Origin of the sequence: Mangrovihabitans endophyticus (assembly GCF_014646155.1) — a bacterium.
Taxonomy (GTDB): domain Bacteria; phylum Actinomycetota; class Actinomycetes; order Mycobacteriales; family Micromonosporaceae; genus Actinoplanes; species Actinoplanes endophyticus.
Genome location: NZ_BMMX01000035.1, coordinates 18,075 through 38,161 on the forward strand (window position 1 = coordinate 18,075; position 20,087 = coordinate 38,161).

Genomic DNA, 20,087 nt, shown 5'->3' on the forward strand with positions numbered 1-20,087 from the left:
TGGCGGTCGTCGTCTCGGTCACTCGACTCCTACCAATAGGTGATATCGCGGTTGTCCGCCGGTGTAGCACTGGATCTCCGCGAACGGCCACGCCGAGGACACGTGCGTGCGCAGCGTCTGTTCCAGATCGGACGGGGCGTCCGCGCCCAGCACCAGCGTGACCAGCTCGCCACCGCCGCCGAGCATCCGGTCCAGCAGGCTGCGGCAGACGTCGGCCATGTCACGGCCGATCACATGCACCTCGCCGTCGAGCAGGCCGAGGAGATCGCCGGGGCGGCACCGCCCGGCCATCGTGAGCGCTTCCCGGTGGGCGGTGCAGACCTCGCCGTACCGGCACGCACCGGCGGCCTCGGCCATCGCGATCACGTCCTCGGCGAACGGGCGTTGCGCGTCACGGACGGCCAGGGCGGCGAGCGCCTGCACCGGAGACCGGGTGGGCACCACGCTCACCGGCGTGCCACCCTCGCTCGCCTCCCGGGCGGCGACCGTGGCCACGGCGAGCGTGTTGGCGTCGTTGGGCAGCAGCACGATCTGGACGGCGCCGGTGGCGCGCACCGCCTCCAGCAGATCGGCGGGTGACGGGTTCCGGTCGACGACGGTGGCGCCCTCGGCCGCGAACAGAGCGGTCAGCCCGTCCCCGGCGGCGACCACGACCGCGGCGCGAGCGGGGGCACCGTCCGATGAAGCGTCGTCCGATGAAGCGTCGTCCGACGGGGTGTCGTCCGGTGGGGCGTGGTCCGGTGGGGCGTGGTCCGGTGGGACGTCGTCCGACGGGGCGTCGTCCAACGGGTCGTCGTCCGGCGGGTGCCGGCCATCCTCCAGACGTGTCACCACGATGCGGTGCGGGCGGCCAGCCTCCACGCCGGCCTCCACGGCGGCGCCCACGTCGGGGGTGTGGACGTGCACGTTCCAGGTCGGAACGGAACCCTCGCCGGTGCCGACCACGACCACCGAATCGCCGATCCGGTCCAGCTCCTCTCGAAGCAGCGCGACCGCGGGCGGGGTGGCGTCCAAGAGGTATTGCACTTCGTACCCGAAATCGGCGACGGCGCCCGGTCCGCAGAGCGCGTCGTCCGCGGGCCGGTCGTTGTCCGCGGGCCGGGTGGCGTGCGGCTGCCCCGTGGATCGTTTCCGCTCGGCCGCCGCCCCGCCGTCTTGCTCGGGCTCGTCCTTGAGCGCCTCGACCAGAGCGTCCAGCAGCAGCACCAAGCCTCGCCCACCGGCGTCCACCACGCCGGCCCGTGCCAGGTCCGGTAGCTGCTGCGGGGTGCGCGCCAAGGCGTCCGCCGCCGCCCGTGCCGCGGCCCGCGCCGTGACGATCAGATCGTTCGAACTGACCTGCACGGCGGCGTCCGCGGCGGCGGCGACCACGGACAGCACCGTGCCCTCAACCGGCCGGGCCACGGCCGCGTAGGCCGCCTCGCTCGCGGTCCGCAACGCAACCGCGAGCTCACCGCCGCGGACGGCGGCCGGCGTGGCCAAGGTGTCGGCCATGCCGCGCAGAATCTGCGAAACGATCACACCGCTGTTGCCCCTGGCACCGAGCAGCGCACCCCTGGCCATCCGCCGCATCGCCCGGCCGAGCGGGGTGGGCTGCGGCCCGGACGCATCGACGTCGGACGGCTCCGGGTCGGACAACGCCTCGGAGGCCGAGGTGAGCGTCAGCACCAGGTTGGTGCCGGTGTCACCGTCCGGAACCGGATAGACGTTCAGCTCGTCGATCTCGCGCTGATGCGCCCGCAGCGATGCGAGCCCACGACGGCACCAGCGGCGTACCGCGGGAACGTCGAGGGCGTCGAGCACGGCAAAATCGTACTAACGAGCACCGACATTCCTCTCGGCAAGCCGCTTCGCCAGGGGGATTCGCCGGGTCAGCACGGCATCGGGTACCCTGGTCGGGTTGCCTGCGGCCGAGCCGCGAGGCGCCCGCGATCGAATCAATCTCAGGAGTACCCCGTGGCTAGCGTGTGCGACGTCTGTGGCAAGGGACCGGGCTTCGGCCACAACGTGTCCCACTCGCACCGGCGGACCAACCGCCGCTGGAACCCGAACATTCAGTCGGTGCGCACCCCGGCCGGCGGCGGCACCACCAAGAAGCTGAAGGTCTGCACCTCGTGCATCAAGGCCGGCAAGGTCGTTCGCGCCTGACCTGGCTTGATCAACGCCCCTGGGCCGCGGCCCAGGGGCGCTTTCGTGTGTCCACCCCCACCCGTTACCCCCACCAGGCCCCCCCCACCAGGCCCCGCGCGTCCACCCCCACCCAAGGCGCGTCGATCTTGAACTTAGCGGGCCCGAAACGCCCCGACGAGTCCGACATATCGGACCCAAAAGTCCAAGATCGACGCACTGTGGGCACGACCGCGTCGACGCGGGGTCGGGCGTGGGGGGCGGGGTCGGGCCGGGGGGGGCGGGGGCGTCAGAGGTCCCGGGCGTAGGAGCGGACTCCGTCCTCCCCCGCGTAATGCCCGAAGTCCGCGATCCGTCGATAGCCCGCGGACTCGTACAGCGCGATCGCCTCCGGCTGCAGGTAGCCCGTCTCCAGGATCATCCGGCCGCAGCCGGCCACCCGCGCCGATTCTTCGATCGTCGCCAGCATGCGTCGCGCCACCCCGAGGCCGCGGGCCGCTGGCGTGGTGAACATCCGCTTGAGCTCGGCGTCCGAGCCGTGCCTGCGCCAGCCTCCCGAGCCGACGAGCGTGCCGTCGCGCACCGCCACGAAGAAAGCGCCGTCGGGCGGGTCGAAGTCGCTCATCGTCACGGGCGTGTCGTCGCCGCTGCCGCCGTAGCGTTGTGACAGGTCGGCCAGCGCCTCCGCGACCACCTTCTGCACTTCCGGCGACTCGAACCGGGCAGGGCGTATCTCGATGTCACTCACGTCCGCAAACGGTAATCACCGGAAGTGGTCCCAGCCCATACCACCCTGCCACTCCCGGCGGTCCACGGTGACGCCGGTGCCCTCGTGCACCGCCCCGATGATGCGCCAGTTCTCCGGCAGCGTCACGCTCGGCGGGAACGTCGCCACCAACGCGTGGTCGTCGCCGCCGGTCAGCACCCAGACGTACGGGTCCACGCCCAGCGCGCTCGCCGCGTCGCGCATCTGTTCCGGCACGGTGAAGGCCTCCCGGCGCACGTCGATGCCCACCACGCTGGCGGTCGCCACGTGCCCGAGATCCTGCAACAGCCCGTCCGACACGTCGATCATCGCGGTGGCGCCGAGCCGGGCCGCCGCCGTGCCCGCCGCGTAGGGCACCTGCGGACGCCGGTACGCCTCGACGAACGCCTTGGGCGTGCGGAAGCCGCGGGACAGCACGGCGTATCCGGCCGCCGCGTGCCCGGTGCGCCCGGCGAGGGCCACCACGTCGCCCGGTTGCGCGCCGCTGCGCAGCACCGGAGCGGCCCCGCGCAGGTCTCCCAGGGCGGTCACCGCGACGGTCAGCGTCGCGCTGGCCGACATGTCCCCGCCCACCACGCTGGCGCCGACCAGCCCGGCTTCCGCGGACAGCCCGCCGGCCAGTTCCTCGGCCCAGGAGACGTCCAGGTCGGTCGGCACGCAGAGGCCGACCAGCAGCGCGGTGGGCTGTGCGCCCATGGCCACGATGTCGGCCAGGTTCGCCGCGGCAGCGCGGTGTCCCACGTCGGCGGCGCCGGACCAGTCCCGGCGGAAGTGCCGGCCTTCCACCAACATGTCGGTGCTCGCCACCATCCGGCCGTCCGGCGCGGCCACCACGGCGGCGTCGTCACCCGGTCCGAGCAGTGCTCCCTGACCGGAATCGAGCCGCGCGACGATCCGGGCTATCAACCCGAACTCCCCCGTCTCCGCGATGCTCACGGCAGCCCCTTTCTCTCAATGAGGATTGTTCGGCGCAATCTCGACCACCGCTCCGCTGGTCGAGGGACGCCCTGAATTCCCCTCGATGCGTACGGTAGTTTCACGTTCAGGTCATGGGTGACGGCGGATTGGAGTCGGATTGTGGTCCAGGCATACATCCTGATCCAGACCGAGGTCGGGAAGGCCCGTGACGTGGCCGCAGCGATCGGCAAAATCGACGGAGTGGTCCGGGTTGACGCGGTCACCGGACCGTATGACGTGGTGGTGCTGACCGAGGCGCACACAGTGGACGAGATGGGCCGACTCATTGTGAGCAAAGTCCAGTACGTGCCGGGCATCACGCGGACGCTCACCTGTTCCGTGGTAAATCTCTGACATGGTCGATCAGAAAACCCGCCCGCCCGCCGATCACACCCGCGGGGCGGCGATCTGGGCCACCGTCATCGCCGTTCCGGTGGCCGTGCTCGTGGGTTTTCTGATTCTCACCAGGATCGTGCCGCACGCGGACAGTTCCGCCGAGCCTTCCGCGTCGCTCGGCGCGCCGAGCGCGTCGCCCGGCGCTGCGGGAGCGGGCGACGACGGGACCGGCGGCACCGGGCCGGCGGTCCCGATGGATGCGCCGACGTTGTCCGACCGCGACCAGCAGGTCTGCCTGGCGGTCACGTCGCAGCTCCCGGCCACCGTGCGCAACCTGCCGGCCCGGAAGGTGTCCGCCGGGCCGGAACAGAACGCCGCGTACGGCACTCCCCCGCTGACCGTGGCCTGCGGGGTCACCCGCCCGACGATGTGCGCGTCGCCGGAGCGCACCGGCGACTGCGTGCCCCTGGACGCCGAGCTGCTGAACATGAACCGGGTCTGCTGGTATCCCGAGCAGGTCGCCGGCGGCACCGCGTTCACCACGCTCGACCGGGAGGTGCCGGTGCGGGTCACCGTCCCGAAGTCGTACCAGCAGGCGGCCCAATGGGCGAACGAGTTCTCCGACATCGTGGTGCAGACCGACAAGTCCGTGACCGAGGGCGTGCCGTCCGGCTGCGTGTGACCGCCCGCCGGCCGAGCCCCGGGATCAGTGAACCTTTGTCAGTGCAGCCCGGTGCCCCGGCTCAGCGCAGTGCGGATCAGCCGGTCGATCATCTTCGGGTATTCCAGGCCGGTCGCCGCCCACATGAGCGGGAACATGGACCTGGGGGTGAAGCCGGGCATGGTGTTGATTTCGTTCAGCAGCACCTGCTGATCGTCGGTGACGAAGAAGTCGACCCGGGCCAGGCCAGCGCAGTCCAGCGCGGTGAAGGTGCGCCGCGCGTACTCCTGGACCTGCCGGGTCACCTCCGCGGGCAGGTCGGCCGGCAGCCGGTAGGCGTCGCCGTCCTCCAGATATTTCGCTTCAAAGTCGTAGAACTCATGACCGGACACCACGATCTCGGCTAGCAGCGACGCCTCCGGCGCGCCGCCCGCTTCGCCTTCCAGCACGCCGCATTCGATCTCCCGGCCCACGATCGCGGCCTCCACCAACACCTTCGGGTCGATCTGCCGGGCCTCGGCGACGGCCGCGTCCAGCTCCGCCCAATCGCTCACCTTGTTGATCCCGTACGAGGATCCGGCGCGCGACGGCTTCACGAACACCGGAAGCCCGAGCCGCTCCTTGTCGGCTTCGCTGAGCGAGCAGCCGGCGCGCAGCACCGCGTACGGCCCGACCGGGATGCCCTCCGCGGCGGCCAGCTTCTTGGTGAATTCCTTGTCCATCCCGGCCGCGGAGGCGAAGACGTTGGCCCCGACATACGGGACGCCGGCCATCTCCAGCATGCCCTGGATGGTCCCGTCCTCACCGTACGCGCCGTGCAGGACCGGGAAGACCACGTCCACACCGGCCAGTGAGCTGACGCCGTCGGCCGGGTCGACCACCATCAGACCGTTGGACGTCGGGTCGGCGGGCAGCACCACCGCGGCGCCGGACTGACCGGTGATCTCGGGCAGCCTGCCGTCCGCGATGGACAGCCGGCTCGGATCGGCGGTGGGCAGCACCCATGCACCCTCCCGGGTGATGCCGACCGGCACGACCTCGTAGGCGTCCGGGTCCAGCGCGCCCAGCACGCTGCCCGCGCTCACGCAGGAAATGGCGTGCTCGGTGCTGCGCCCGCCGAACACCACGGCGACGCGGGTCTTCCGAGGGGTCGTCATGTCGTCCTGGCCTCTCGTGTGCATCGGATCCCGATTGCGGGTCATGGCGGGGCTGACCCTACTCTCCGTAGACAACTAAGGGGATCTCGACCGGTCACCGGCATCACAACGAGACAGTGTGTACAGCAGGACTGCACTGTCAGTGCTCGCCGCGTTGACACGTTTTCGGGAGGCCGCCTCGCCCGCCGCCCGGTTTCCCTGGAGTCGGACGTTCGCGTTGCCCGCCCACCGGGCAAGTACCGCAACGGATCAAGGGAGACGAACGTGCGACGCATACGAACTGCTCTGCTGATCACCGTCCCGCTGACGCTGCTGCTGGCGGGTTGCGGCGGGGATGACGACGACGGCGCGGCGGCACCCGCGCCCGGCACGGCCGGTCCCGGCGCCACCGCATCCGCGAACACCGGCACCGGGCCGTCCCCGGCGGCAAGCGCCACCGGTTCGAACGGAGGCGGGACGAACGGAGGCGGGACGAACGGCGACGACGCGAACGGCGACGACGGATCCAGCGGCGGCGGTTCGCAGGGCGGCAGCGGCTCCGGGGACCCCGGCCGCTGCCACACGAGCGACCTGAGCATCGCCGACGCCCCCGACCCGAACGGCGGAGCGGCGGGGTCCTACGGCGAGCTCCTGGTGTTCACCAACAAGTCCGCCGACGCGTGCACGCTGTACGGCTACCCCGGCGTCTCCTGGGTGGCCGGCGACGACGGCACCCGGGTCAACGATCCCTTCCAGCGCAGCGGCGGCGACCGCGCCACGCTCCGTCTGGAGCCGGGCGAGCACGCGCACGCCACCCTGGTGCTGGTGCGCGCGGGCAACTTCGGCGCGGACGACTGCAAGCCGGCGAAGGTGCGCGGGTACCGCGTCTACCCGCCGGACGAGACCGCCTCGATCTTCGTCGAGAAGCCACAGACCGTCTGCTCGGCCAAGGGCAAGGGTCTGGGGCAGGTGCGTCCCCTCGTGGCCGGCACGACGGGCTGAGCGCCGCTCAGGCGGCGGCGAACGACTGTGGCAGCACGCCGTCGTCCCAGAGCCGGTCCAGGTGCGCCAGGAACCCCGCCAGGCTGCGCTCCAGGTCCCGCCGCTGCCCCGGGGACAGCGCGGCGAGCGGATCGGAGAAGACCACGCCGTCCGGATGCTTGGCGCGGGTGCCCACGAAACGCCGACAGGACCCGCACCACACGTAGCTGACCAGCGTCGGGCGGCGGGCGTTCGGCGGCGCATGCACGTACGTTCGAAGCCGCCGCTCGCCGCACGCCGGGCAGTCCCGCTCCCCCGGCTCGACGAAGAAGCTGACCCCCTGGGTGAGTGCCGCCACCTGATCCGCGCTGAAGCTGTTCCACGCCATGCCGAGCAGGGTAGAACCGGATCTGCCCGGCATTTCCGGCGGCGTCCGGCTTCTGGCGGCGTCCGGCCTATCCGGCGCCGAGCGCCGCGTCCAGCGAACGAGTGAGGTCGGCCAGCAGGTCGGCGGGGTCCTCGATGCCACAGGACAGCCGAACGAATCCGGGCGCGGTGTCGTCCCCCCACTGGGCCCGCCGGTCCGCGCTGGTGTGCAACCCGCCGAACGAGGTGGCGGCGTACACCAGCGCGGACGCCTCCAGGAAGCGCGCCACCCGCTCGGCGTCGCCCAGGTCGAACGACACGATGCCGGGGAAGCGCCGCATCTGAGCCGCCGCCACCGGGTACGACGGATCGTCGCGACGGCCGGGCCAGCGCACCGAGGTCACGCCCGGCCGGTCGGCGAGCAGCTCCGCGATCGCGGCGGCGTTGGCGCTCTGCCGCGCCAGCCGCAGGTCCAGCGTCGCCATCGATCGGTGCGCCAGCCAGGCGTCGAAGGGGCCCGGCGTGGCCCCGGTCAGGGTGCGCCACCGGGTGATCCGGTCCATCAGCGCCCGGTCGTTGCCGGCCACATATCCGAGGAGCACGTCCGAATGCCCGGTGAGCGCCTTGGTGCCGGAGGCCACCACCGCGTCGGCGCCGAGCGCGAGCGGCGTCTGACCGAGCGGCGTGGCGGTGGTGTTGTCCACCGCCACCATCGCGCCGTCGGCGTGCGCGGCGGCGCACACCGTCCGCAGATCGCACACGTCGAGTCCGGGGTTGGCCGGGGTCTCCAGCAGCACCAGCCGCATGCCCGCAAACGACGGGTACGGCCCGGCGGTCGGCACCAGAACCGTCTTCACCCCCAGGTCGCGCAGCGTCTCGTCGGCGAACGCGCGAACCGCGAAGTAGCCGTCCGACGGCAACGCGACCGTGTCGCCGGGGCGCAGCACGGACAGCAGGAAGCCGGTGATCGCCGCCTGTCCGCTGGCGAACGTGCGGACCGTGCCGCCCTCCAGCTCCCCGATCGCCGCCTCCAGCGAGCGCCGCGTCGGGTTGTCCGGCCGGCCGTACTCGTTGCCCACCGCGCCGGTGCGGGGATCCAGGTGGTAAGGGGCGGCGAACACCGGTCCCGGCAGGAACGGTTCGCCGGGCTGCGCCGCGGGCAGGCCCGCGTGTACGGATCGGGTGCCGTCTCCGGTCATTCGGGCTTCATCTCCCGTTGCATCAGCAGCTTCACCGCGACCCGCGGGTCGATGCCCTCGTGACACACCCGTTCCACCTGTTCGGTGATCGGCATCTCGACGCCGTGCGCGCGAGCCAGATCGCGGATTGCCAGGCAGCTCTTCACACCCTCGGCGGTCTGCCGGGTGGACGCCTGCGCGGACTCCAGACTCTCGCCGCGGCCGAGGTGCTCGCCGAACGTGCGGTTGCGCGACAGCGGCGACGAGCACGTGGCGACGAGGTCGCCGAGTCCGGCCAGCCCGGCGAAGGTCAGCGGATCGGCGCCCAGGGCGGCGCCCAGGCGCGCGGTTTCGGCCAGGCCGCGGGTGATCAACGAGGCCTTGGTGTTGTCCCCCATGCCCATCGCGCTGGCCATCCCGTACGCCAGGGCGATGACGTTCTTCACCGCACCGCCCATCTCGCAGCCCACCACGTCCTCGCTGGTGTAGGGGCGCAGGTAGGGCAGGGCGATGGCACGTTGCACGAACTGCGCGCGGTCGGCGTCGATGCCCGCGACCACCGTGGCGGCCGGCTGCTCCCCGGCGATCTCGGGCGCCAGGTTGGGTCCGGAGACCACCACCACGCGGGACGGGTCGATGTGCGCGGTCTCCACGATGACCTGGCTCATCCGCTTCGTGGTGCCCAGCTCGATGCCCTTCATCAGCGACACCAGCGTGCAGTCCGGCGCGAAGCTGCCGGCCCAGTCGCCGAGGTTGCCGCGCAGCGTCTGGGACGGCACCGCGACGGCGACCAGTTGCGCGCCGTCGATCGCCTCGTCCAGCGCATCGGTCGCGGTGACCCGCTCGGGCAGGCGGACGCCGGGCAGCGCCACCTCGTTGACGCGCGTGGTGCGGATCGCCTCCGCCACCGACGCGCGGCGGGCGAGGATCGTCACCTCCGCGCCCGCCTCGGCGAGCACCTTCGCGAAGGCGGTGCCCCAGGCGCCCGCCCCGAGCACGGCCGCCCGGATCATTCCGGCCGCCCGGACGGACGCGGCGGGCGCGCGTACAGCGGTGGCGGCGTGCCGCCGCGCAGATCGCCGACGAGCTCGCGAACGGAAAGCATGATCACCTCGGTCATCTGGTCCAGCACCGCCTTGGTCGGGGTCGCGCCCGCCCAGCGGCTCAAGTCCACCGGTTTGCCCGCGGTCACCGTGACCGGCACGCGTGGCCGCACCGAGAACTTCTTGGTCTGCGGATGGAACACCTGCTGCGCGCCCCAGCTCGCCACCGGCACCACCGGAGCGCCGGTGGCGAGCGCGAGCCGGGCCGCCCCGGTCTTGCCGCGCATCGGCCACAGGTCGGGCTCCCGCGTGGTGGTGCCCTCCGGATACACGATTATCGCGCCGCCCTGGTGCACCGCATCGACGAGCACGTCGATCGATCTCACCGCCTCCACGCTGCCGCGCTCCACCGGGATCTGCAGGGTCTTGCGCAGCAGCGGCCCAAGCACCGGAACCCGCCACAGGCTGCCCTTGGCCAGGAACCGGGGCCAGCGGCCGGAGCCGTAGACGAAGTGCGCCACCACCAGCGGGTCGAATTGCGAGATGTGGTTGGGCACCACGATCACCCCGCCCTCGGGCGGCAGATTCTCCTGCCCGGTCCAGGTGCGCTTGGTCCAGACCTGCAGCACCGGCACCACGAAGGCGACCGCTGCACGCCGCCAGAACCCGAGTCTGCGCTGCGCCACGGTCCCTCCCAGCATCGTCCGCGGGCATCAGATCCACCGCGGTCTTGTCATCCCTGCGGTGAAAATCATGCCTGCTCCGACCCGGCAGGGCCAGGCTGGGGGTGCTGGCAGGATGGCGGAGTGGCAATGACATGGACGGCGGTGATCCCGGTCAAGCGGCTACCCGTGGCCAAGAGCCGGCTGCGCGGCGCCGTTGCGCCGGACCGGCACGAGGAGCTGGTGCTGGCGATGGTGCAGGACACTCTCGCCGCGGTGCGGGCCTGCCCGGCGGTGCGCGAGACGCTGGTGATCACCGACGATCCGGCGGTGTCCGCCGCGGCCGGCGCGCTGGGCGCCCGGACCGCTCCGGATGCGCCGGACGGCGGGCTGAACGCCGCGATGCGGTACGGCGCCGACGAGCTGGCCGGCCCGGCGGCAAACCGGTTCACGCTGACCGCCGACCTGCCGGCGCTGCGCGACGCGGACCTGTCCGCCGCGCTGGAGGCCGGGTCCGCCAGCGGCGCCGCGCCCGGCCGCTGGTTCGTGCCGGACGCCGCGGGCACCGGGACCGTGCTGCTTGCCGCCGCGGCGGGCGCGCGGCTGGATCCGCGCTTCGGGCCGGGGTCCGCGGCGGCGCACGCGCGCAGCGGGGCGCGCGCGTGGCCCGGTGACTGGCCGCGGTTGCGCCAAGATGTGGACACCGCGGCGGACCTGCGCGCGGTGCTGGCGCTGGGCCCCGGGCCCCGGACCGCCGCACTGCTGCGTGATCTGGGTCGCACCGGCGGTCGCGGCTCCGCCCGCCGCCCGGCCGCCTGACGCCGATAACCTCGGGGGATGCAAGCGACGGTGGCGACCTTCGACACGCGCACCAGGTCCGGCACGGTGCTCCTGGACGACGGCACTGAGCTGGCCTTCCCGCCGGATGCCTTCGCACGATCCGGGCTGCGGTTGCTGCGGCCGGGCCAACGTGTGTCGATGGAGACCGGATCCGATGGCGCCGTCACCAGTGTGCGGCTCCCGGGAATCGACTAAGTTGACCTTAACCGCTGGTAATTTCGGCTTCACCCGGACGGGCAATGATGGAGCGATGAGCAGCACGCCCCGCACTCCCGACACGACCGTGACCCCCTCGGCCGAGCCGACTCGCCGACGGGGTTCCAACGGCCGCTTTCTGCCACGCACCGAGGATGCCGACGCGCTCCGGCCGGGCAGCGACCCGCCCGCGTTCACCCCGGATCTCGCCCGCCCGGTCGAGACGCCCGCGCCGGACACGGACGACGACGCTCCGCTGCCGGACGATCGCTTCCTCAACCGCGAGCTCTCCTGGCTCGACTTCAACGCCCGGGTGCTGGCGCTGGCCGAGGATCCCGAGACGCCGCTGCTGGAGCGCGCCAAGTTCCTGGCCATCTTCGCCAGCAACCTGGACGAGTTCTACATGGTTCGGGTCGCCGGCTTGAAGCGCCGGCTGAACGCGGGCCTGCCGATGCGCGGTGGCGATCGGGTGTCCCTGCGCGGCCAGCTAGAGATGATCACCGAGCGGGCGGCCGACCTGGTCTCCCGGCACGCCGCGTGCTTCGGCGAGGAGGTGCGTCCCAAGTTGTCCGCGGAGGGCATCGAGCTCGTCCGCTGGAGCGAGCTGGACGCCCCGGAGCGTGAGCGTCTGCGGACGTACTTCCGGGAACAGGTCTTCCCGGTGCTGACGCCGCTGGCGGTCGACCCGGCGCACCCCTTCCCGTACATCTCCAGCCGGTCCTTGAATCTCGCGGTGGTGCTGCGCGATCCGGCCGGCGACAGCGCCGAGCTGTTCGCCCGGGTCAAGGTGCCCAACAACGTGCCCCGGTTCGTCACCGTGCAGAACGACAGCCGCGGCGCACGCTTCCTGCCCGTCGAGGAACTCATCGCGGTGCATCTCGATCAGCTCTTCTCCGGCATGCGGGTGACCGAGTGGCACCTGTTCCGGGTGACCCGCAACGCCGAGGTGGAGGTCGACGAGGACCGCGACGAGGATCTCCTGCAGGCGCTGGAGCGGGAGCTGGCGCAGCGCCGCTTCGGTCCGCCGGTGCGGCTGGAGGTGGCCGCGTCGATCAGTGATCACGTGCTCGATCTGCTCACCCGCGAGCTGGACATGCACGACGACGACGTGCTGCGCGTGCCCGGACTGCTGGATCTGTCCGCGCTGTGGCAGGTGTTCGGCGAGTGCGACCGCGACGATTTGAAGGACCGGCCGTTCGTCCCGGCCACGCACCCGCAGATGTCCGACGGCGAGGTGCCGCGCAGCGTCTTCAACCGGCTGCGCGAGTGCGACATGCTGGTGCATCACCCGTACCACTCGTTCTCCACCAGCGTGCAGCGGTTCATCGAGCAGGCGGCGGCCGACCCGAACGTGCTGGCCATCAAGCAGACGCTGTACCGCACCAGCGGTGACTCCCCGATCGTCGACGCGCTGGTGGACGCGGCCGCCGCCGGCAAGCAGGTGGTCGTGCTGGTCGAGGTGAAGGCGCGCTTCGACGAGGTGGCCAACATCGGCTGGGCGCGCACCCTGGAGCGGGCCGGCTGCCACGTGGTCTACGGCCTGGTGGGCCTGAAGACGCACTGCAAGACCGCGTTGGTGGTGCGCCAGGAAGGCAACCAGATCAAGCGCTACTGCCACATCGGCACCGGCAACTACCACCCCAAGACCGCACGGCTGTACGAGGACTTCGGCATGCTCACCGCCGATCCCGAGGTGGGCGCGGACGTCACCGATCTGTTCAACGTGCTCACCGGATACAGCCGGCAGACCACGTTCCGGCGCCTGCTGGTCGCTCCGCACGGGGTGCGCAACGGGCTGATCGAGCGGATCGAGGGCCAGGTCCGCGTGGCCCGCGCCGGCGGTGACGCGCTGGTGCAGTTCAAGGTGAACTCGCTCGTGGACGAGGACACCATCGACGCGCTGTACCGCGCCTCCCGCGCCGGTGTGCGAGTGGATCTGGTCATCCGCGGGATGTGCGCCCTGCGACCGGGCGTTCCCGGCCTGTCGGACAACATCCGGGTGCGCTCGATCGTCGGCCGTTTCCTGGAGCACTCTCGGGTGTTCCGCTTCGGCTCCGGCGACGACGCGGAGTACTGGATCGGCTCGGCCGACCTGATGCACCGCAACCTGGACCGTCGCGTGGAGGCGCTGGTGCGGGTGACGCTGCCGTCCGCCCAGGAGGATCTGCGCAACGTGCTGGAGCTGTCCATGGCGGAGGAGAGCGAGGGCTGGGACCTGTCCGGCGACGGTGCCTGGCACCGCCGGCCCGCCTCCCCCACCGTGCCGCATCTGCACCTGCAGGAGGCCCTGCTGCGCCGCATCATCGGCAGGTCGAACTGATGGCCGATCCGGTGCGTGCCGCGGGCGGGGTGCTGTGGCGGCCGGCTTCGTCCGGTGGCATCGAGGTCTGCCTGGTGCACCGCCCGCTGCGGCAGGATTGGAGCCTGCCCAAGGGCAAGCTGGACGAGGACGAGCATCCGCTGGCCGCCGGGGTGCGCGAGGTGCTGGAGGAGACGGGTTGGCGCGGCCGTCCCGAGGTGCGGCTACCGTCGGTTGCCTATGACCTGCCGGACGGACGCGGCAAGACGGTGGACTTCTGGTTGATGCGCGCCGCCGCCGACCAGACGCCCGGCCCCGCCGACCCGGCCGAGGTCGACGACGTGGCCTGGCTGCCACCGGCGGAGGCCGCCCTGCGGCTCAGCTACCCCACCGACCGGGCCGTCCTGGAGCACGCGGTGACGCTGCCGCCGGTCACCGCGGTCACCGCGCTGGTGCGCCACGCGCACGCCGGCGAGCGGAAGAAATGGGTCGGCAACGACGCCCTGCGCCCGATCGACGCCCGTGGCCTGGCACAGGCCGAGCGGATCGGCGCGGTGGTCGAGCTGATCGCGCCGACGCGGCTGTTCGCCGCCCCGCCGCTGCGGTGCAAGCAGACTTTGGAGCCGCTGGCCGGCCGGCTGGACCTGCCGATCGTGGCGGATTCCGCGTTCGCCGAGCCGTCCACCCCGGACGAGGCGCCGGCGAGGGTGAAGGCGGCTGCCGCGCGGTTGTCCGAGGTGCGCGACGCCGACCGGACGGCGATCTGCAGCCAGGGCAAGGTGATTCCGCCGTTGCTGGCGTCGCTGCATGACGAGGACGACCCGCAGCCGTACAAGACGCCTAAGGGCGCCGGCTGGATTCTGGCCTGGTCCGGCGATCAGTTGGTGGCCTCGTCGCGGATCTGATGCGCGGACCGGGGCGCGGGCATCACCGTCGGGCCGCGACGCCGGAGGTGGCCGGGGTGCGCCGCCGGGCGCGGACCGGGCTGTCGGCGCGCCAGTAGCCGATCAGATCGCCGGTCAGCCAGCGTGCCCGCGACAGTTCATCGGCGCGCGGCTCCCAGTCCCGATACGGCAGGAGCGCCACCCGCCATGCCATCAGGGCACACAGGTACCAGCCGAACAGCGGCACCAGAGCGAGCCAGGCGTCCCTGCGCCGGTACGACGCGTGCGGCGCGAGCACCAGCATCGCCAGCGCGGCACAGCAACATGTCAGCAACCAGTCCAGGAGGCCGTTGCCGGTCCACCGCTCGACCAGGTCGCCCAGCGTCCATCCGGGCACGATGGCCGCGGCGAACACCGCCACCGCGACCACCGACCGGGCCGCCAGGCCCCGCGGCGACGTCGAAATCCGGTCCATGCGGGGAAAATAGGCTCAGTGCCCCCGTCACCGCCGGAATACGCGAACGGCATCCACCATACGAGTGGATGCCGTTCGCGCGTCAGCAGAAGACTGAGGGCGTTCCTCAGCGGGTCTTGCGGGCCGTGCCGGTGCGTGCCGTGGTGGCGCGCGTCGACGGGGTGGTGCGTGCCGCCGCGGTGGTCTTCTTGGCGGTGGTCTTCTTGGCCGCCGTGGACTTCGCGGTGGTCTTCTTCGCCGCCGTCGACTTGGCCGCCGTGGACTTCGCCGCGGTCGACTTGGCGGCCGTGGACTTGGCCGCGGTCGACTTGGCCGCCGTGGACTTCGCCGCCGCGGCCTTGGCGGCCGTCTTCTTCGCCGCCGTGGCCTTGGTGGCCGACGACTTGGCCGGCGCCGCCTTGCTGGCGGTGGTCTTGCGCGCGGTCGACCGGGTGGTCGCCTTCTTGGCCGGTGCCGCCTTGGCCGTGGTCGCCTTGGCCGTGGTCGGCCGGGACGTGGCCGACTTCGCCGCGGTGGTCTTGGCCGCGGTCTTGCGCGCCGGCGCCGCCTTGGCCGTCGCGGCCTTGGCGGTGGTCTTCTTCGCCGCCGTCGACTTGGCCGCCGCGGTGCGGCTGGTCGACTTGGCCGGAGCCGCCTTGCCGGCGGACTTCGCGGCAGTGGTCTTCTTGGCAGCCTTGGCGACCTTGCCGCTGGCAACCATCTCGCGGAATGCCGTGCCCGGCTTGAAGGCCGGCACGTTAGTCTTCTTCACCTTGACCGGTTCGCCGGTACGCGGATTGCGTGCAGTGCGCGCGCCGCGCGCCCGCTTCTCGAAGACGCCGAAACCGGTGATGGCTACGCGGTCGCCCTTGGTGACGGCACTCTCCACCTCGCTGATGACCGCATCCAGCGCAGCTGTCGCTGATTTCCGGTCCCCCAGTCGGGCGGCGAGCGCCTCGATGAGCTCGGCCTTGTTCACGGTTTTCCTCCCGAACGTGAGAACTGGCCCAATGCGAGCCATTCTGCGCGCACCGTATGCCCTTTGACCAGCGGACACAAACATCTGCATGAAAAAAACCGTTGTGTTGCAAGGAATTCGCCCCCACCGGTTGCCTGGTGGGGGCGAAAAAGGCTGATGTGGCTGAGGTTTCCGGCTCAGACGGTGACCGGTTTGAAGTTCGGTCGTTCCCTCTCGTATGCGGTGACGATGTCGGCGTGGCGCAGCGTCAGTCCGATGTCGTCCAGTCCCTCCATCAGGCGCCAGCGGCTGAAGTCGTCGATCGGGAAGCTCCACGCGGCCTCGCCGGCACGCACCTCGCGGGCGCCCAGGTCAACCGTGACCGAGGCGTCCGGCTCATTCTCGGCAAGCGCCCAGAGCTGTTCCACGGCGCTCATATCCAACTGGACCGGCAGCAGCCCCTCCTTGAGCGCGTTGCCCCGGAAGATGTCGCCGAACCGGGGGGCCACGATCACCGCGAATCCCCAGTCGCGCAACGCCCAGACCGCGTGCTGCCGGGATGATCCGGTACCGAAGTTCGGGCCCGCCACCAGAATCGTGGCACCGGCGTAGGCCGGATTGTTCAGCACGAAGTCCGGATCGTCGCGCCAGGCGCTGAACAGCCCGTCCTCGAAGCCGGTGCGGGTGACCCGTTTCAGGTAGACCGCCGGGATGATCTGGTCAGTGTCCACATCGGACCGGCGCAATGGCATCACGGTCCCGCTGTGCGTGGTGAACTTGTCCATGGCTGAGTTGTCCGGCCTTTCCTAGAGATCCGCGGGCCCGGCCAGCGTGCCGGCCACCGCGGTGGCCGCGGCAACCTGCGGCGAGACGAGGTGAGTGCGGCCGCCACGACCCTGGCGACCCTCGAAATTGCGGTTGGACGTGGAGGCGGCGCGCTGGCCGGGGTCCAGGGTGTCCGGGTTCATGCCCAGGCACATCGAGCATCCGGCGAACCGCCACTCGGCACCGGCGTCGAGGAAGACCTTGTCCAGCCCTTCGGCTTCGGCGCGGGTGCGGACGTCCGCGGACCCCGGGACCACCATCATCCGTACGCCGTCGCGCACCCGGCGCCCCCGGATGACGTCGGCGGCCGCGCGCAGATCCTCCAGGCGCCCGTTGGTGCAGGAACCCACGAAGACCACGTCGACCGGCACCTCCTTGAGCGGCGTTCCGCCCTGCAGGCCCATGTAGTCCAGGGCGCGCTGCGCCGCGTTGCGGTCCACCTCGTCGGTGAAGTCCGCGGGGTGCGGCACCACGCCGTCCAGCGGGGCGCCCTGTCCCGGGTTGGTGCCCCACGTGACGAACGGGCTGATCGCCGACGCGTCCAGGATCACCTCGGTGTCGTACCGGGCGCCATCGTCCGTCGGCAGCGTCTTCCAGTGCGCCACCGCGGCGTCCCACGCCTCGCCCTCGGGCGCGTGCTCACGGCCCCGCAGATAGGCGAACGTGGTCTCGTCCGGCGCGATCATGCCGGCCTTGGCGCCCCATTCGATGGACATGTTGCAGATGGTCATCCGCCCCTCCATGGAGAGCTTGCGGATGGCCTCGCCGCGATACTCCACGATGTGGCCGACGCCGCCGCCGGTGCCGACCTGGGCGATCAGCGCCAGGATCAGATCCTTGGCGGTGACGCCGGGACGCAGCTCGCCGGTCACCGTCACGGCCATCGTCCTGGGCCGCGACTGCGGCAGCGTCTGCGTGGCGAGCACATGCTCGACTTCGCTGGTGCCGATCCCGAACGCCAGCGCGCCGAACGCCCCGTGCGTGGCGGTGTGCGAGTCGCCGCAGACCACCGTCATGCCGGGCTGCGTGAGGCCGAGCTGCGGCCCGATGACGTGCACGATGCCCTGCTGGTCGTTGCCCAGCGGGCGGATCGGGACGCCGAACTCGGCGCAGTTCTTCCGCAACGTCTCGATCTGCGTACGCGACGTGCTGTCGGCGATCGTGAAAAGATCGCCGCGGCGATTGTGGAACGCCGGGTCCGCATAGCCGGTCGGGGTGTTGTGATCCTCGGTTGCGAGGGTCAGATCGACCCGGCGCACGCCGCGTCCCGCCATGCGTAGACCGTCGAAGGCCTGCGGGCTGGTCACCTCGTGCAGCAGGTGCAGGTCGATGTAGAGCAGGTCGGGCTCGCCCTCGGCCGACCGCACCACATGGTCGTCCCAGACCTTTTCGGCCAGGGTCCGCGGCGTCGTTGACGTGACTCCCACCATCTGGACATCCTAAATTCTGGGAGGTATGTTTCGGCTTGTGGGACACAGTATGAGCGGTGTCGGCGTTCTCGACAAGGCGGTGGTGATCCTCGCGGCCTGCGTCGACGGTGCCAGCCTTGCCGAGTTGGTGGACCGGACGAAGCTGCCCCGAGCGACCGCGCACCGGCTGGCCCAGGCGCTGGAAATCCATCGCATGCTGGTGCGCGACACCCAGGGCCGATGGCGCCCCGGGCCGCGCCTCGGCGAACTGGCCAATGCCGCGCCGGATGTCCTGCTGACCGCTGCCGAGCCGTTGCTGTCGGCGCTGCGCGACGCGACCGGCGAGAGCACACAGCTCTATCTGCGCCGCGCCGACGAGCGCCTGTGCGTGGCTTCGGCCGAGCGCGCCAGCGGATTGCGGGACACCGTGCCGGTCGGTTCGGTGCTGCCCATGGTGGCCGGATCGGCGGCCCAGATCCTGCTGGCGTGGGAACCGCCCGAGGCGGTGATGCCGTTGCTGCCCCGCTGCAAGTTCACCGGACGGACCCTCGCGGAGGTGCGCCGGCGCGGCTGGGCGCAGAGCGTCGCGGAACGCGAGCCGGGCGTGGCAAGCGTGTCGGCGCCGATTCGCGACCGCACCGGGCGGGTGATCGCGGCGGTCTCGATCAGCGGACCCATCGAACGCCTGGGACGCCGACCGGGCGAACGCCACGCGATGGCGGTGGTGCGCGCGGGACAGCGCCTGTCCGGCCTGTAGCAGCCCTGCGGCGGTCCCTGTCAGACAGTGCCCGCGGCGACACGACCGCCGACACGACGAAGGCCCGCACTGCGATCAGTGCGGGCCTCATGCTGTAGCCCCGAAGGGATTCGAACCCTCGCTACCGCCTTGAGAGGGCGGCGTCCTAGGCCGCTAGACGACGGGGCCAGGAACTTTCCTGCTCTCGCTCCGCAACACCGGAACGGCGGGCCGAACTCTATCAGAGTGCCAGCACCGCCCTCCCTCGTGGGAGCGATCAGCGCTGGGGTACCAGGACTCGAACCTAGACTAACTGAACCAGAATCAGTCGGGCTGCCAATTACCCCATACCCCATTGGCACGGCTTGCCGCGCCGGTGCTGAACTCTACCTGAGCCCATGGTGCCCGCCAAATCGGGATACCGTCCGGCGATTCACCCGGCGCGGCAACGCCGCGTCAGTCCAGTGCCACCACCGGGTTGCGCAACTCCCCGATGCCCTGAACGCTCACCGACACCGTTTCGCCGGGCAGGATCGGGCTGACGCCCGCCGGTGTCCCCGTCAGGATGACGTCACCCGGCAGCAGCGTCATCACGTGTGACACGTACGAGACAAGCGTCGGCACATCGAAGACCATGTCCTTGGTGCGGCCGATCTGCCGCACCTCCATGGCCTGCGGGTCGCGACCCACCTCGCACCGCACCTCAAGGTCTTGGATGTCGAGATCGGTGGTGATCCAGGGGCCGAGCGGGCAGAACGAGTCGAAGCCCTTGGCCCGGGTCCATTGCGAGTCCGAGCGTTGCAGGTCGCGGGCGGTGACGTCGTTGCCCACGGTGTAGCCGAAGATGGCCTTCTGCGCGCCCGCACGGTCGAGTCGGCGTGCGCCGGTCGCGCCGATCACCACGGCCAGTTCGGCCTCGTGCTCGACCTGCTGCGACTGTGGCGGAAGGCGGATCGCGTCGTTCGGCCCGATCACCGAGGTCGACGGCTTGATGAAGATCAGCGGCTCCTTCGGCACGTCGTTGCCGAGTTCGGCGGCGTGGTCGGCGTAGTTGCGGCCCACGCCGATCACCTTGCTGGAGAAGATGGGCGCGAGCAGGCGCACGTCGGCCAGCGCCCAGCGTTGCCCGGTGAACCGCACTTCCTCGAACGGCAGGCTGCCGATCTCGGCCACGGTGAGGCCGGAGGCGCCGGAGCCGGGCTCGCCCTCGACGACGCCGAACGAGACCCCACCGGCATGCACAAAACGAGCGAAGCGCACTGCATTCTCCCCCA

The 20,087-nt window shown here is 71.3% G+C and carries 22 protein-coding genes and 2 tRNA genes; 9 read left to right on the forward strand and 15 right to left on the reverse strand.

The genetic code is table 11. The annotated features are described in order from the left end of the window. Positions 1-18: 18 nt before the first annotated feature. The gene (gene fakA, locus IEY73_RS25935) at positions 19-1,803 is read right to left on the reverse strand and encodes a DAK2 domain-containing protein (RefSeq protein WP_189081937.1); all 1,785 of its coding nucleotides are present in this window, start codon (positions 1,801-1,803) and stop codon (positions 19-21) included. Positions 1,804-1,956: 153 nt separating this feature from the next. On the opposite strand from fakA, the gene rpmB reads away from it, so the two are divergent. After that, the gene (gene rpmB, locus IEY73_RS25940) at positions 1,957-2,148 is read left to right on the forward strand and encodes a 50S ribosomal protein L28 (RefSeq protein ID WP_026207002.1); all 192 of its coding nucleotides are present in this window, start codon (positions 1,957-1,959) and stop codon (positions 2,146-2,148) included. 268 nt (positions 2,149-2,416) lie between these two features. Here rpmB and IEY73_RS25945 read toward each other — a convergent pair whose 3' ends face one another. Next, positions 2,417-2,875 (reverse strand): GNAT family N-acetyltransferase, encoded by a 459-nt coding sequence (locus IEY73_RS25945; RefSeq protein ID WP_189081938.1) that lies wholly within the window; start codon positions 2,873-2,875, stop codon positions 2,417-2,419. Positions 2,876-2,890: 15 nt separating this feature from the next. Next, positions 2,891-3,829, reverse strand: coding sequence for a thiamine-phosphate kinase (locus IEY73_RS25950; RefSeq protein WP_189081939.1), 939 nt, complete (start codon positions 3,827-3,829; stop codon positions 2,891-2,893). A 141-nt stretch (positions 3,830-3,970) separates the two neighbouring features. Between IEY73_RS25950 and IEY73_RS25955 the strand changes: the two genes are divergently transcribed. Both IEY73_RS25955 and IEY73_RS25960 read left to right on the forward strand, forming a co-directional pair. Next, the gene (locus IEY73_RS25955; RefSeq protein WP_189081974.1) at positions 3,971-4,204 is read left to right on the forward strand and encodes an Lrp/AsnC ligand binding domain-containing protein; all 234 of its coding nucleotides are present in this window, start codon (positions 3,971-3,973) and stop codon (positions 4,202-4,204) included. Between the two features lies 1 nt (position 4,205). Then, a complete protein-coding gene (locus IEY73_RS25960; protein ID WP_189081940.1) occupies positions 4,206-4,868 on the forward strand; it encodes a DUF3515 family protein in 663 nt (220 codons plus the stop codon). 38 nt (positions 4,869-4,906) lie between these two features. Here IEY73_RS25960 and IEY73_RS25965 read toward each other — a convergent pair whose 3' ends face one another. Beyond that, entirely contained in the window at positions 4,907-6,004 is a 1,098-nt protein-coding gene (locus tag IEY73_RS25965) for a D-alanine--D-alanine ligase family protein (protein WP_189081941.1), read from the reverse strand. Between the two features lie 264 nt (positions 6,005-6,268). Here IEY73_RS25965 and IEY73_RS25970 point away from each other — a divergent pair, with 264 nt between their 5' ends. Beyond that, positions 6,269-6,985 carry a DUF4232 domain-containing protein gene (locus IEY73_RS25970; RefSeq protein ID WP_189081942.1) on the forward strand — a complete coding sequence of 239 codons (717 nt, stop codon included), beginning with the start codon at positions 6,269-6,271 and terminating at the stop codon, positions 6,983-6,985. Between the two features lie 7 nt (positions 6,986-6,992). Here the strand turns inward: IEY73_RS25970 and IEY73_RS25975 are convergent, their stop codons facing one another. From IEY73_RS25975 to IEY73_RS25990, 4 genes are all read right to left on the reverse strand, one after another. Further along, positions 6,993-7,352: a hypothetical protein gene (locus tag IEY73_RS25975; protein ID WP_189081943.1), complete on the reverse strand. Its 360-nt coding sequence runs from the start codon at positions 7,350-7,352 to the stop codon at positions 6,993-6,995. A 67-nt stretch (positions 7,353-7,419) separates the two neighbouring features. Next, on the reverse strand, positions 7,420-8,529 hold the full coding sequence (locus tag IEY73_RS25980; RefSeq protein ID WP_189081944.1) for a cystathionine gamma-lyase: 1,110 nt from the start codon (positions 8,527-8,529) through the stop codon (positions 7,420-7,422). Continuing rightward, positions 8,526-9,521 carry an NAD(P)H-dependent glycerol-3-phosphate dehydrogenase gene (locus IEY73_RS25985; RefSeq protein ID WP_189081945.1) on the reverse strand — a complete coding sequence of 332 codons (996 nt, stop codon included), beginning with the start codon at positions 9,519-9,521 and terminating at the stop codon, positions 8,526-8,528. Before IEY73_RS25985 ends, IEY73_RS25980 begins: the two co-directional genes overlap by 4 nt. Then, positions 9,518-10,237 (reverse strand): lysophospholipid acyltransferase family protein, encoded by a 720-nt coding sequence (locus tag IEY73_RS25990; RefSeq protein WP_189081946.1) that lies wholly within the window; start codon positions 10,235-10,237, stop codon positions 9,518-9,520. The genes IEY73_RS25985 and IEY73_RS25990 overlap by 4 nt, the downstream gene beginning before the upstream one ends. A gap of 120 nt (positions 10,238-10,357) precedes the next feature. On the opposite strand from IEY73_RS25990, the gene cofC reads away from it, so the two are divergent. Genes cofC through IEY73_RS26010 form a run of 4 tightly spaced genes read left to right on the forward strand, consistent with a single transcriptional unit; the run spans position 10,358 to position 14,452 of the window. Beyond that, positions 10,358-11,032 carry a 2-phospho-L-lactate guanylyltransferase gene (gene cofC / locus IEY73_RS25995; RefSeq protein ID WP_189081947.1) on the forward strand — a complete coding sequence of 225 codons (675 nt, stop codon included), beginning with the start codon at positions 10,358-10,360 and terminating at the stop codon, positions 11,030-11,032. Positions 11,033-11,050: 18 nt separating this feature from the next. Further along, positions 11,051-11,248 carry a cold-shock protein gene (locus tag IEY73_RS26000; protein WP_189081948.1) on the forward strand — a complete coding sequence of 66 codons (198 nt, stop codon included), beginning with the start codon at positions 11,051-11,053 and terminating at the stop codon, positions 11,246-11,248. A 55-nt stretch (positions 11,249-11,303) separates the two neighbouring features. Then, positions 11,304-13,568, forward strand: coding sequence for an RNA degradosome polyphosphate kinase (locus tag IEY73_RS26005; protein ID WP_189081949.1), 2,265 nt, complete (start codon positions 11,304-11,306; stop codon positions 13,566-13,568). Continuing rightward, on the forward strand, positions 13,568-14,452 hold the full coding sequence (locus IEY73_RS26010; protein ID WP_189081950.1) for an NUDIX hydrolase: 885 nt from the start codon (positions 13,568-13,570) through the stop codon (positions 14,450-14,452). Before IEY73_RS26005 ends, IEY73_RS26010 begins: the two co-directional genes overlap by 1 nt. Before the next feature lie 22 nt (positions 14,453-14,474). On the opposite strand, the gene IEY73_RS26015 is transcribed toward IEY73_RS26010, so the two are convergent. From IEY73_RS26015 to leuC, 4 genes are all read right to left on the reverse strand, one after another. Next, positions 14,475-14,906, reverse strand: coding sequence for a hypothetical protein (locus IEY73_RS26015; protein WP_189081951.1), 432 nt, complete (start codon positions 14,904-14,906; stop codon positions 14,475-14,477). Positions 14,907-15,012: 106 nt separating this feature from the next. After that, positions 15,013-15,864, reverse strand: a complete 852-nt coding sequence (locus IEY73_RS26020) for an HU family DNA-binding protein (protein WP_189081952.1) — start codon at positions 15,862-15,864, stop codon at positions 15,013-15,015. A 176-nt stretch (positions 15,865-16,040) separates the two neighbouring features. After that, the gene (gene leuD / locus IEY73_RS26025; RefSeq protein ID WP_189081953.1) at positions 16,041-16,628 is read right to left on the reverse strand and encodes a 3-isopropylmalate dehydratase small subunit; all 588 of its coding nucleotides are present in this window, start codon (positions 16,626-16,628) and stop codon (positions 16,041-16,043) included. A gap of 21 nt (positions 16,629-16,649) precedes the next feature. Beyond that, positions 16,650-18,098, reverse strand: a complete 1,449-nt coding sequence (gene leuC / locus IEY73_RS26030; protein WP_189081954.1) for a 3-isopropylmalate dehydratase large subunit — start codon at positions 18,096-18,098, stop codon at positions 16,650-16,652. 49 nt (positions 18,099-18,147) lie between these two features. On the opposite strand from leuC, the gene IEY73_RS26035 reads away from it, so the two are divergent. Continuing rightward, positions 18,148-18,834, forward strand: a complete 687-nt coding sequence (locus tag IEY73_RS26035; RefSeq protein WP_189081955.1) for an IclR family transcriptional regulator — start codon at positions 18,148-18,150, stop codon at positions 18,832-18,834. 95 nt (positions 18,835-18,929) lie between these two features. On the opposite strand, the gene IEY73_RS26040 is transcribed toward IEY73_RS26035, so the two are convergent. From IEY73_RS26040 to IEY73_RS26050, 3 genes are all read right to left on the reverse strand, one after another. Then, positions 18,930-19,002, reverse strand: a tRNA-Glu gene (locus tag IEY73_RS26040). A gap of 94 nt (positions 19,003-19,096) precedes the next feature. Continuing rightward, a tRNA-Gln gene (locus IEY73_RS26045) sits at positions 19,097-19,168 on the reverse strand. A 101-nt stretch (positions 19,169-19,269) separates the two neighbouring features. Then, positions 19,270-20,073, reverse strand: coding sequence for a fumarylacetoacetate hydrolase family protein (locus IEY73_RS26050; protein ID WP_189081956.1), 804 nt, complete (start codon positions 20,071-20,073; stop codon positions 19,270-19,272). Between the last annotated feature and the right edge of the window lie 14 nt (positions 20,074-20,087).

What these genes read in the sequence shown, in the direction of transcription:
- IEY73_RS25985 (WP_189081945.1), bottom strand. Translation starts at nt 9,521, where the DNA reads ATGATCCGGGCGGCCGTGCTCGGGGCGGGCGCCTGGGGCACCGCCTTC.
- leuD (WP_189081953.1), bottom strand. Translation starts at nt 16,628, where the DNA reads ATGGACAAGTTCACCACGCACAGCGGGACCGTGATGCCATTGCGCCGG.
- IEY73_RS26005 (WP_189081949.1), top strand. Translation starts at nt 11,304, where the DNA reads ATGAGCAGCACGCCCCGCACTCCCGACACGACCGTGACCCCCTCGGCC.
- IEY73_RS26010 (WP_189081950.1), top strand. Translation starts at nt 13,568, where the DNA reads ATGGCCGATCCGGTGCGTGCCGCGGGCGGGGTGCTGTGGCGGCCGGCT.
- IEY73_RS25975 (WP_189081943.1), bottom strand. Translation starts at nt 7,352, where the DNA reads ATGGCGTGGAACAGCTTCAGCGCGGATCAGGTGGCGGCACTCACCCAG.
- IEY73_RS26000 (WP_189081948.1), top strand. Translation starts at nt 11,051, where the DNA reads ATGCAAGCGACGGTGGCGACCTTCGACACGCGCACCAGGTCCGGCACG.
- IEY73_RS25960 (WP_189081940.1), top strand. Translation starts at nt 4,206, where the DNA reads ATGGTCGATCAGAAAACCCGCCCGCCCGCCGATCACACCCGCGGGGCG.
- IEY73_RS25965 (WP_189081941.1), bottom strand. Translation starts at nt 6,004, where the DNA reads ATGACGACCCCTCGGAAGACCCGCGTCGCCGTGGTGTTCGGCGGGCGC.
- IEY73_RS26015 (WP_189081951.1), bottom strand. Translation starts at nt 14,906, where the DNA reads ATGGACCGGATTTCGACGTCGCCGCGGGGCCTGGCGGCCCGGTCGGTG.
- leuC (WP_189081954.1), bottom strand. Translation starts at nt 18,098, where the DNA reads ATGGTGGGAGTCACGTCAACGACGCCGCGGACCCTGGCCGAAAAGGTC.
- IEY73_RS25980 (WP_189081944.1), bottom strand. Translation starts at nt 8,529, where the DNA reads ATGACCGGAGACGGCACCCGATCCGTACACGCGGGCCTGCCCGCGGCG.
- IEY73_RS26035 (WP_189081955.1), top strand. Translation starts at nt 18,148, where the DNA reads ATGAGCGGTGTCGGCGTTCTCGACAAGGCGGTGGTGATCCTCGCGGCC.